Origin of the sequence: Simiduia agarivorans SA1 = DSM 21679 (assembly GCF_000305785.2) — a bacterium.
Lineage (GTDB): Bacteria > Pseudomonadota > Gammaproteobacteria > Pseudomonadales > Cellvibrionaceae > Simiduia > Simiduia agarivorans.
Map to the genome: position 1 here is coordinate 1,737,041 of NC_018868.3, position 12,284 is coordinate 1,749,324.

Sequence of the window (12,284 nt, forward strand, 5' to 3'; positions counted from 1 at the left end):
AAGCCCATAGCAAGGACCCGGCCGATGGCAGACCTCAATCGCATTTCCCCCTACCTGTTTTCACTCTGCACAACAGCACTGGTTACCGGCTGCGGCGGCGGTGGCGGCACCAAAGCCAATCACACCACGCAGGAGACGCCGGCCGCCATTCAATGGACCGATCGCAGCACCGAGCACTACTTTCCCGCTGGCGTGCAATACCAGTTTGCCAATATCGATGGTGCCGATGCGCATCTCGTAACCGTGGACCTGAACCAGCCTCACCTGCAAGTGGAAGCGGTTAAAGCCGAGCAGGCTCAGGCAATTTTTAACTACACCTTTGAGCCCGGTGTGGTAGTGGCCATCAACGGGGGTTTCTTTTCCGGCAACAGCAGTTACTCGGCGGTGATCAATCAAGGCGAAGTGTTGGCACGCAATATCACCGCACTGAACCGCAATGGCCAGAGCTATCCGGTGATCCGCAGCGCCTTAACACTGGACAGTGATAATCAGGCAAGCATTGAATGGCTGTATCATTTTGAATTGAATGCCAACGGCGGTTACGCCTTTGACGCGCCGCTGGCCTACACCGGCAGCAACAGTGCAGCACTGGCCGCACCGGAAAAAGCCAATGGCACACCCATAGCGCCTAACATGGCCATCGGCGGCGGGCCCACGCTGATTAAAAATGGCGCAGAAAAGCTTACCTACAATGAAGAAATATTCTGGGGCTCTGGCGTGGAGCTGAACGATCAACGGCCACGCACCGCTGTGTGCGTAACCGACCAAAATCACCTTCGCCTGCTGGTGATCAGCCGCTATGCCCTGCAGGATTTACCGGCACTACTGCTGGATCTGGATTGCACAGACGCCATGAATCTGGACGGCGGCGGTTCATCGGCCATGGCCTTTAATGATCAGGCCATTTACGACCAGGGCCGGGCAGTGCCATCGGCACTGGTGATTAAGGAACTGTAACCAACGGCAATGCCCAATCCGCTCTTAGCCGCTGATAGTCTGCCCGTGTGAGTTGAACCAGCACGGGCGATTGGTCAGCCTTCAACCACGCCAGCAATTGATCTATGGCGGACTCGTCCAACGCCGTGCAACCGGCAGTGGGTTTATCGGCGGCGCGCCAGATGTGCATAAAAATGCAGCTGCCGGCGCCCGCTTGGTTGTGTGGATTGTGGCCGACGAAAATGCCTTTATTGTATTGGCTATCTTTAAGGTGCAGATCGCGCCGCATGGGTTCAGTGCTGCCGTCTATTAATTCTGCATTGGCATCGGTTTTGATCAGGGTCTGGTTGTAGAGCGGCGAAGCGGGCACGTCTACACAGTAGTGTTCTTTTGTCATGGGCTGATAGTGCAACCCGGTAACCAGTTCAGACCCGGCACCAAAGGCATCGCCCAGATAAAATACACCGGCCGGTGCTTTGCCATCGCCTTCGCGCTTCTGCACGCCAATTTGCGCCGGGTGCAAGCCAATGCCCCAGGCGAGCCCAGTGCGGCCCAATGTCACCGGCACCGGTCCACTATGGGATTGCCAGTGCGCCTGATCACGGTAGAAGGTGTAGAGCATCGCTGTCTGGCTGTTTTCGGATTCCGCCAGCACCAACACCATTTGCTGACTGGCAACGGGAATCGCGTGCTCTGTCGCCATTGCCGGCGCACCCGAGCACAAGATCATCAAAACGAATGTCCCGAACAGAGTCTTCAGATTCATTTAATGCTCCAACGATTTAATTGCTGTGTAGGCGGCATCGATCAAGGCTTCTTCCCACACATAGAGTGCCGAGAATTCGCCAGAATAATCGCGACTGCGATCAGTGCCGTTAATCAGATACACCAACCCCCAACGCCCTACCGGATCGGCCAGTACACCGGTGACCGCACCGTAAGCATCACCGAGGTGGCCACACATAGTCAGTCCGCCTTCGGCCAGCAGGCGGTCGCCATTCGCCACATCACGGGTGCAGTGTACGCCCAGACCATAGGCCTGAAACAAGCCGCCGTAAGTATCGCCATTATTGCCGTTGAATTGCCATCGCGGGCTACGCAAGGTTGCCAGTGAGGAGTTGGACAGCAACGCCGTTGCGGGCGGTGTGTCATACAGCCAGGGAATGAGTTTTGCGAGTTGCGCGACACTCGTACGCAAGCCTCCCTGCGGTGAAAAGACACCGCCGTTCATGCCCGGTTGGTAATTGGCGGCTACCGCCACCGGCTCGCCGGTAATGAACGACGTGACCCATGCACCGGCCTCGCGCCGGAATAAGCTGGCGGTGGCAATGCCGGCCAGATCCTCGGGATTAAAACTGGCCTGCACGCCGGCGGGCTGCAGCAGCATCTGGAATACCCACTGATCAAACCGCATGCCGACTGCCGCTTCCAATGCGGTAGCAGCCACCACATAGTTAAGATTGGCGTACTGAAAATAGTTGCCCGTAATGACTGTATCCTGCCAATGGGAGGCCGGCGCGCGCTGATACCAATCGGCCAGTGTTTCATCGGCGTCGATCACATAACCGGCAGCGTCACTCAGGCCACTGGTGTGGCTGAGTAATTGCGCAAGTGTGGGCAAATAATCCGGTTGCGCTGGCGGCCGCAGTGAGAAATTCAATAGTGATTCGACTGGCTGATCCCAGGCCAGCAAACCGCGCTCAACCGCCACGCCAATGGCCAGCGCGGTAATCCATTTGGATACACTGGCCACGCGCAGCGCGTGTTGGGGAGTAAGGTTTTGGGGTGGATCAAAATGCGCGTGTCCGGCACTGCCGGCATACACCAGTGATTCATCAACCACCAATGCCAATTGCACGCCTGCCACGGGTACGTCGGTGTGTTGCACCAATGCCTCCAGCGTGGCATTGAGCGATGCGCTATCCAGTTGCGGGCCTTCATAGGGCACATAGGGCGGCGGCTCTTGTGGGGGCGCAGAATTACCGCCACCACAGGCGGTGAGGCACATCACCGCCATAAAAACCAGTGCGTTACTGAGCCGGGCTTTCATCGGGCGCTTGGAGCGTAACGGGCAAACGGCCTTCGGCCTTGCTGCGGCCGGACAGCACTGACACCAGCGCCTGATAAGCCGGGCCGGTAACGCGCACGCCATCGGTGGCCGTGTTGAAATCATAACTGGCGTAAATGGCATCGCTCACGGGCGCCATGTAGGTGGCTTCGTAGGGTGCGCGCAGGGACAAAAACACCGTGGCGATACCGCGCTGGTGCACCTGGCGCAATAGACTGAATTGCATTTGTTCCACCCGCGATTGCGCTGCCGCTTTTATTTCTGCCCATTTGGTGGGGTCGCCCGCGGCCTCGGCGCGCATCTGGTCCACCACATCATCCATGCCGCCCACATCCACCGGCGAACCCGCCGGCGTGACGCTGGCCAATACCAGGCAATTGGCGCTGAGCATCGCTTTACGGCGCGCCGGATCGGCATAATCTTTGAGCGTAAATGCCTGGGTACTGAGCATGGGCAGCTGCTGCACAAACGCCTGCGCCAGCGCCTGCTGTACATCCACTGTGGGCGCCACAATCACCACCCGCGCCTGCCCGTCCGGGCCATTGGGGTGCAGGCGGCTTGGCTGTTGGCAAAGTTCCGGCAGTGGCTGGGCTTTACCTTTAATGCGGGTGATGGCTGCCAGTGCCAGTGCGCGCTCCAATGCGCGGTGTTCTTCACTCGCCATGACGTTGATCGCGTGCTGTTTGCGCTCGGTAAGGCTTTGCGCCAGCCAGGCATCGATGGGCAATTGTTGTTTGAGATTGATAATGCGCGCCACCGATTGATCGATCTCCGCCAGCGACAAGCGGCCGGTGCGCACCGCCCGGGCGACGCCGGCGATCAGTTGTTTGAGTTTTTCGCCATCGGCCGGGGTGCGGATTTTAAATGGCATCAACGCCACGTCTACGCCCGCATCGAAGGCCATAATGGTGCGCTCCAACGGGTCGGGAATGAGCATGGCCACGCCCACCATATCGAGTGCATCGGTGGTGGTCACGCCGGTAAAGCCCAGCTTTTCGCGCAACAGGTCAGTCATGATTTTGCGCGACAAGGTGGCCGGCACAATCGCCTGCTTGCCCGTATGGGTTTTGATTTTGCTGTCGTCCAGCGCCGGATACTGAATGTGCGCAGTCATGACCAACGCGGGATTATCGCGTGTAATTATCTGGGCAAAGGGCGCCAGATCCTGGCGCTGAATTTTATCTTTCGGGTGGTCCACCAGCGGCAAGCCCGTATGAGAATCCACATGGGTATCACCGTGACCGGGGAAATGTTTCAGCGTGGCCGCCACGCCACCCGACTGCAAACCCCGGGTATAGGCGCCGCCCAATGCGGCCACTGTGTCTGGCGATTCGCCGTAGGAGCGGGTGTTGATCACCGGATTGTCCGGGTTGGCATTCACATCCACGGTGGGTGCGTAATTGATAAATATACCCAGCGCACGCAATTGCTGGGCCTGGGCTTTACCCACCTGCTCTGCAAAAGTAGCCGCACGCGCGCCAGTGGCGGCGATGGCCATGTTGCCGGAAAACGCCGGCGCCCATTCGCGTGCCAGACGCGCGACTTTACCACCTTCCTGATCGGTTGCCACCAGCAGCGGCCATTGGCTGCCGCGCGCGCCTTGCAGGTCGTCCACCAGTTGCAGTGTGGTTTCCGGCGTGGAAAAATTTTCTGCAAACAAAATCACCCCACCCACCTGGGTGGAACCAATGATCCCAGCCAGGGCCGGCGATAATTGTGTTACCGGCTGTCTGCATTTTTCACCGTCTTCCGCTTCACTTTCACAGAAATAACGCATGTCCACGGCCAGCTTCTGGGCAATTTTCTGCTCCAGGGTCATGGACGCCACCCGGGGATCGTCCGCTTTGCACGCCACCAGCCCCGAGATCAGGCCAAGCGCACACAGTGTTTTCAAAGGGGTGAACTGCATTGCGTATTCCTCAATTATTGCCCTGTTGCGTGTTGCTCAAACCGGTGCAGCCAAAGATCATCACCGGTGCCGTTATCGTTGATAGCCTGCTCAAACGCGGCCTTCGGGTAGCGGATCGCTTTACCGCTTTTACCTGTATCGTAACTGCCGCGCTTTTCCAGATTCCAGGCACCGTAGGGGTCATGCACTGTATAAAATTCGCCGTCGTATCCGATCACCACCAGAATATGGCCGGCCTCGGTAAACCAGCCGTGTACGATGGAAGGCAATCCCTGCCGGGCGCGCTGGCGCAACTCCGCCAGAGTGCCCGCTTCCGTTGCGTTATCACGCCAGTCCGAATCCGCCTCTTGCGCCAGGGCATTGAAGCCCTCGGCAAATACCGGCACAAACTGCAGCTTGCCAAAGCGCTGGTAGAGCCTGTCGGCGGTGCGCCCCTCACCGGCCACCGGAATGTTCAGGTAGTCCAACACCATGGCCATGGACGTGAGCGAACAGGTGGCGTGGGGTTCAAACCGGTTATCGAGTTGCGAGTAGTAAGGCACTTCTGCCTGCACACGGGGCGCAAAAAAAACACTCCATGCAACCAACAGCAGCAGATAAAACCCGCTTGCAAAGAAGCGGGCGAAAAAACGTGGTGTTTGACAAGCAGGCATTTATGCCCCTCTGTTATTGTTCAACAAACTGGTGCAACCAGAGATCATCGCCGGTGCCATTATCGTTGATGGCGTATTCGAACGCCGCCTTCGGATAACGCTGGTTGGCACCTGATACACTGGTATCGTAACTGCCCCACTTCTCCAGATTCCAGCGACCATTCGGGTCCTGCACGGTGTAGTAGTTACCGTCAAAGCCGGTGACCACTAATATGTGACCCGGGCCGGTAAACCATCCGTGCACAATGGTGGGCTGCCCCTCGCGCGCCAACGCGCGCAGTTGTTGTAAGGTGCCATCTGTCACACCGTTATCGCGCAGATTACTGCCGGCCTCCTGCGCCAGCGTATCAAAGCCGGCCGCCAGCGTGGGCACATCCTGTAGCAACCCAAAGCGATCATACAGGTAATCTGGCGTGCGTTGGCCAAGCGCCACCGGATCGGTAATGCCGTAGTAGTCGGTGACCATGGCGAGCGAGGTGATGCTGCAACTGGCGCTGGGTTCCTGCGCATTTTCCAGTTGATTGTAATGCGCCACGGCCGCAGGCGGCGTGATGCTCACCGGCGCTTCGCTGATGGCGTTGTTGTTTTCACCGCATTCCGCTTCCGGAAACTCCGTTTGCTCCCAGTTGAGTGCACGCCAGTCATCCCAGATGGCGTTGCTCACTTCACCGCCGGGAATACGCCAGATACTGGCGTTGGGGCCGGCCCATTCAATGAAGGTAGCCAATTGCTCTACCGTTATATCTTCGTGCTCGGTAGACACAATATGCCAGATGGGTTTTTCGGCACCTAAGTCGCGGTATTCGCAATTGCCGTATTCAATCCAGTATTGCGGGTCGGCCATGTAATTGGCGCCCCAGTTTTCCAGATAGGTTTGCGGCATGTGGAAATCCACATAGTCATCGATGATATCCACCCGCATGCCGTGATCGAGCGGATTACCCCAGGTAGTGGCACCCAGTAAGAAAGTTTCATCGGCGTGGCCGTCGGCGACCGCATCATCCAGTCGCGCACGGAAGGCTTGCATCAACGCGCTGAGTTCGGTGGAAAGGCCATCGAATTCCACTTCGATATCGAGAATGTGGCCGGCGTAACCGTATTGGGCCGAGAGGTAAATCGCTTCGGCCTGGCCGGCTTCGTCGCCCGGGTAATTGTAGGACCAGGTCCAGGGTTCTACACCGGCGGCGCGGTAGGTGTCTGGCACAGCGGCATCACACACATCGGTAAACAGCGAACAGTTCACTGTGTCATCCGCGAGTTTGATAAACACCCGCTTCACACCCAGATCCGATAATTCCTGCGCCAGCTGCGCGTGGGTCTGGCCGTCATTATTCTGATCGATATACCAGAGCCAGGCGCCCAGCTTGTTGGTTATCACCGACCCGGTTTCGGGCGCAGGTGTTGGGCTGGGAGTAGGCGTTGGGCTTGGTGTTGGACTAGGCGCGGGCGTCAGTGCAGGTGTATTGGTCGCGCCACCGCCTCCGCCGCCACAGGCAATCAGTCCAGAGGCTATGAATAATCCCACCAGTACCTTGTTTAACAGCATCATTTATCTTCCTGAAAAAAATCGGGGGGTTTTCGCCCCCCAAAACGATTGCAACTATTACAGAGAATCACTCATGCGGATTTATTCAAACACGTGCAGCCACAGGTCATTGCCCGCGCCGTTATCGTTAATGGCGTATTCAAACGCGGCTTTCGGGTAGCGCTGGCCTTTACCACTGACACTGGTGTCGTAGCTGCCCCACTTTTGAAGATTCCATTTTCCGAAGGGATCATTCACCGTGTAGTGGGTACCGTCATAACCGGTGACCACCATGATGTGACCGGGCGAGGTAAACCAACCGTGCACTATGGTGGGCTTGCCTTCGCTGGCGAGCTGACGTAGCTGCGCCAGAGTGCCATTGGTCACACCGTAATCCCGCACTGAGCTGCCGGCTTCCTGGGCAATGGTGTTGAAGCCCCAGGCCAGCGACGGCACATCCTGCAACACGGTAAAGCGCTCGTATAAGTAGTCGGGCGTGCGCTTGCCCAGCGTGGCGGGATTGGTGAGACCGAAATAATCGGTGACCATGGCGAGCGAGGTAATGGAACAGGTACCGTAAGGATCGTAGGCATTCTGCAACTGATTCCAATAAGGCACTGCCTGTGGTGTGGGCGTGCCACCGCCACTGCCACCGCCGGTACCGTGATCAACACCCAGGTCAATGATTTCATTATTGTTGGCGCCACAATTGGCGGTAGGGAAATCCTCGCGATCCCAATTCACCGCGGCCCAGTCATCCCACACGGCCAATGGCACCTGGCCACCGGGTGTGCGCCAGATACTGGTGTTGGGGCCGGCCCACTGCATGTAGGTGTTGAGCTGCGCGGGGGTAATGACGTTGTACTCGGTAGAGACAATGTGCCAGATGGGTTTGTTGGCGCCCATGTTGCGGTATTCGCAGTTGCCGTACTCGATCCAGTATTTCGGATCGGCCATGTAGCTGGCGCCCCACACTTCCAGATAGGTTTGCGGCATGTGGAAATCCACATACTGATCAATGATGTCCACGCGCATACCCTGGTCGAGCGGGTTGCCCCAGGTGGTAGCGCCGAGCGGGAAGTCGCCGGTAATCAGGCCATCGTTGCGGGCATCGGTGCGCGCCTGCACAAAGGCCTGAAACAGTGAATGTAATGCGGTAGTGGTGTTATTGAATTCCACCTCCACGTCCAGCACAAAGCCCACGTAACCGTATTGCGCGGCGTAGTAGAGCGCGTTTGCTTGCGCCGCTTCGTCGCCCGGGTAGTTGTAGCTCCAGGCCCAGGGCTCTATGCCTCGGTCTTTATAAATCTGGGTGGTGGCGTTGGAACAGGCGTCGGTGAACAGGGAGCATGACGCCGTGTCATCGGCAATTTTAATGAAGATGCGCTTCACCCCCAACGCCGCCAACTCATCCGCCAGTTGGGTATGGGTTTTGCCCAGTTCATCGATGTACCACAACCAGGCGCCAAACTTGTTCACCGCCGCACTGCCACCACCGGCGGGCGGCAAGGTGGTGTTCTGCACGCTCTGGTAAAAGTTCGCCGACCAACGGGTGGTATAACAGGCGTTGCCGCCGTTCAGGTATTCACACTTGGCCACTTCATCGGCAGTAAAATTGCCATACACATTATTGGTGCCACCGGAAACCGACTCAAAACAGTGGCCGCCGTATTGGCTGGAGCGCACGGTGCCGCGTGGGCAGTCGGCCGTGCCGCGGATGTTCTGGGTAAAGCTCTTGCTCCAACGCAGCACATTGATGGTGTGCTGGCCATTTACCAGGTAGCTGCGCTTGGTGGTGCAGGCACTGCCGCCGCCGAATTGCACACAGCGATCCACCATGGCTTTGGTAAAGGGGCCAAAGGCATCGGTGCTGTTGGTACAGAAACTGAGGTTGTTATCAAAACTGGCGCCATCGGGGCAGACGGCATGGGCCTGGCCCGCCAGGCCAAGCCATCCGGCCGCAAACAGCGCGGCGGCGGCAATGCGTTTAACCATCGGGTTCATGGGGAACTCCTCATCGTTGTTATGGTGTTATCGAGTCCTCGCGCGGGCCTTCCCGCTTCCGGCATTGACCGCAGGCGCAGATCCCTGGCACCGCCCACCGGCAACGTAACTGTCCCCAAAATCCACTGGAATATTAAATTACAAGCTATCGCTTCAACCTATGATGATTTATTCCCCTTGGTGCGCGAGAAGGGAATAAAAAATGGGGCACCCGATGGTGCCCCTCAACGCCAATAGTATTAGGGCCTGTTAACACTATTTTTACTGCCGCTGCTGGAGCCCATTTTTGTGCCCAGCAAGGCGGAAGGAGCGTGATCTAGCGGGCTAAATGAGCGACTGACAACGAAGCTGGCGCGAAAATGGGGCCAGCCCTTCGGGTTGTGGCTAAAAAAGCGTCACTTGTCGTTGCTCTTCGCTCATTTGGAATAACCAAATCACACTCATCGCGCCTAAATTGACGCTTTTTTAGCCGCAACAGCGGCAGTAAAAATAGTGCTAACAGGCCCCAGAACAACGCATTCTTGCTATCGGCTCCAGGTCGACACGCAGCGCATCCGCCGCGCGTGCTGGGTGGAATCGGACACAATAGATGATTCCACATAATCAGCAGATAGGAATATATTATTCTTACGCATCAGACGCAAGCCCTGTTGAGATCGCCGCCGACCTATCGCAATAACCGATGGATATTAACTTTATCTCCGCTTCTCGCCTGTGAGATGGTCTGACCACAGCTGGGCAAGGAATTATTTATTTTCTCAGCTCGATGAAGATGAAATATCAAATTATAAAGGTCATTCCAAAGGGGGAGGTGCTATGCGCCCATTTACCAAACACCCACTCAGTCTGTTGATATCTGCCTCAGTGCTGGCGCTCAGCCTGCCCGCATTGGCCCAGGACGATGCCGAAGACAAAGAATTGCTCGAAGAAATTACCGTCACCGCGACCAAGCGTGCCGCCAGCGTGGCGGATATTCCCTTTAACATTTCCGCCATTGGTGAGAAAGAACTGCGCAAGCGCAACATCACCGACCTGAAAGCCCTGCTGCAGGATTCGGTTGAGATCAGCGCCCCGGCCAACTCGGCGCGGGTAGCAGACTCCGTCACCGTGCGCGGTCTGAACGTCTCGCCGGTTAACCAGAACAACCTGGAGTTTTTCGTCCGCTCTACACTGGCTTATTACCTGGATGAAACGCCGCTGCCCAACATCGGCTACCGGATCAAGGATATTGCCCGGGTGGAAACCCTGCTCGGCCCACAGGGCACCCTGTACGGTTCCGGCAGCTTGGGCGGCACCATCCGCTACATTACCAACCAACCGGAATTTGATGAATTCACCGCCGACTTCAATACCGGCCTGTATCAGACCGCCGGCGGCGGTCTGAGCTCAGACACCGATATCGTAGTAAACCTGCCGTTAAGTGAAAACCTGGCTCTGCGCGGCTCGCTCGCCTATCTGGACGAAGCCGGTTACACCGACCGGGTAATTTCACCGTCCTTCCGCGACGGCCAGAACGGCAACCCACCGGCCTGGACCAACCCGAACGGTTCCGACCGCAGCGTGTATGAAAACGACGATTACCAGCGCGCCACCACCGGCAAACTGGCACTGGCCTGGAAGATCAACGACGACGCCAAGCTGACCCTGACCCACGCCACCCAGAATCAACTGGCGCACGGTTCACGCGGCGGCACCCTGGACCCGGATGCGGCCGAAGACACTTTCCAGTACGACATGGATACCGTTGTTGGCCGCTACGAAGAATTTTCCGACCGCAGCTTTGACCTCACCAGTGTGGATCTGGAGTGGGCACTTGGCTTTGCTGATCTGGCGTCCTCTACGTCCTACTTTAAAGACAGCCGCGAAGGCCAGGCCAACTACGGCATCGGCTTTGTGTACTACGGCGACTGGGGCTGGAGCGGCCTGACACCGGAAAACACCAGCGAAAGCCCGTACATGTTGTTCGATAACACCTATTCCGGCCTGAGCCATGAAACCCGCCTGGTGTCCAACAATGAAGGCCCGCTGAACTGGGTAGGCGGTATCTACTACACCGAACAAAAACGCAACCTGACGTTCTCCGAGCGCTTCCCGACGTTGGATCAGGTGGGCGGCATCGATCGCGACGCGGTGGGTGGTGACGTGGATGAAGGTTATTCGGAAGACATCAACTCCAACTATAAGGAATTGGCTGTGTTCGGCGAGCTGACCTATGCCATTACCGACAAGTGGGATGTGACCGGTGGTATCCGGGTATTCAACTACTCCGATGAAGCTGACCCGCAAATTACCGATTATGCCTTCGGCCTGGTGGACACCAAAGGCGCCATCGAGAACAAAGAAAGCGGTAAGCGTTTTTACAAGCTGAACACCTCCTATGACCTCACCGATGACATGATGCTGTACGCGACCGCATCTCAGGGCTTCCGCCGCGGCGGCACCAACGGTTTTAAAGATCTGGGCGGCAACACTGTGGCCGACACCACCCAGAATTATGAGCCGGATTCTGTCGACAACTATGAATTGGGTATCAAGGGTAACCTGTTTGACGACAAGCTGTATGTACAGACTAACGTCTATCGCATCAATTGGAAAAACACCCAGACCTACTTCAGCCAGGACGTGAATTTCTTCCCGCTCAACGGCACCGTGAACGGCCCGGATGCGGTATCAAAAGGCTGGGAATTTTCTTCTCGTCTGAGCGTGACCGATCACATCTCTCTGACCTATGGCACTGCCACTACACAGGCCGAGTGGGCTGAAACCAAGGAAGTATGTACCTATTCCGATGGTTCCGAGTGTCGCACCTGGGAGAAAGGCGGCAAGCTGGGCGGCGCACCTAAGTGGCGCCATAAACTCGGTGTGAATTTTGACACTACGCTCGATAACGGTTTGGGGCTTAGCGCCAGTTTACGTGGGTCCTACACCAGCAAAATCCAGAGCGATCGCGCCGACTCACCGGATGAGGAAGTGTACGAGTACGATGCATACACCCTGTGGCACGCCAACGCAGGTGTCAGCAGCGACAACTGGGATGCCGGTCTGTGGATTCAGAACCTGGCCAACGAACGCGCTGAGGTGTCTTATCAATCTGAGAACTACGTGGGCGATCGTCTGATTACCACCATGCCACGCACCGTGGGCGTGAACTTCTCCTACCACTGGTAAAGCGTTTTCTTGATTGACTCC

The 12,284-nt window shown here is 57.1% G+C and carries 8 protein-coding genes; 2 read left to right on the forward strand and 6 right to left on the reverse strand.

The window, feature by feature from the left end:
- The first annotated feature begins 24 nt into the window (after positions 1-24).
- A complete protein-coding gene (locus M5M_RS07665) occupies positions 25-957 on the forward strand; it encodes a phosphodiester glycosidase family protein (RefSeq protein ID WP_015046913.1) in 933 nt (310 codons plus the stop codon).
- Here M5M_RS07665 and M5M_RS07670 read toward each other — a convergent pair.
- From M5M_RS07670 to M5M_RS07695, 6 genes are all read right to left on the reverse strand, one after another.
- The gene (locus tag M5M_RS07670; RefSeq protein WP_015046914.1) at positions 944-1,702 is read right to left on the reverse strand and encodes a L,D-transpeptidase family protein; all 759 of its coding nucleotides are present in this window, start codon (positions 1,700-1,702) and stop codon (positions 944-946) included. The genes M5M_RS07665 and M5M_RS07670 overlap by 14 nt on opposite strands.
- Entirely contained in the window at positions 1,703-2,986 is a 1,284-nt protein-coding gene (locus tag M5M_RS07675) for a serine hydrolase domain-containing protein (protein WP_015046915.1), read from the reverse strand. It abuts the gene before it with no gap.
- Entirely contained in the window at positions 2,967-4,913 is a 1,947-nt protein-coding gene (locus M5M_RS07680) for a glycoside hydrolase family 3 N-terminal domain-containing protein (RefSeq protein ID WP_015046916.1), read from the reverse strand. Before M5M_RS07680 ends, M5M_RS07675 begins: the two co-directional genes overlap by 20 nt.
- 14 nt (positions 4,914-4,927) lie before the next feature.
- Positions 4,928-5,566: a C39 family peptidase gene (locus M5M_RS07685; protein ID WP_015046917.1), complete on the reverse strand. Its 639-nt coding sequence runs from the start codon at positions 5,564-5,566 to the stop codon at positions 4,928-4,930.
- A gap of 13 nt (positions 5,567-5,579) precedes the next feature.
- On the reverse strand, positions 5,580-7,115 hold the full coding sequence (locus tag M5M_RS20970; protein ID WP_024330197.1) for a C39 family peptidase: 1,536 nt from the start codon (positions 7,113-7,115) through the stop codon (positions 5,580-5,582).
- Between the two features lie 78 nt (positions 7,116-7,193).
- Positions 7,194-9,095, reverse strand: a complete 1,902-nt coding sequence (locus tag M5M_RS07695; protein WP_015046919.1) for a C39 family peptidase — start codon at positions 9,093-9,095, stop codon at positions 7,194-7,196.
- Between the two features lie 816 nt (positions 9,096-9,911).
- Between M5M_RS07695 and M5M_RS07700 the strand changes: the two genes are divergently transcribed.
- Positions 9,912-12,263: a TonB-dependent receptor gene (locus tag M5M_RS07700; protein WP_015046920.1), complete on the forward strand. Its 2,352-nt coding sequence runs from the start codon at positions 9,912-9,914 to the stop codon at positions 12,261-12,263.
- The last annotated feature ends 21 nt before the right edge of the window (positions 12,264-12,284 follow it).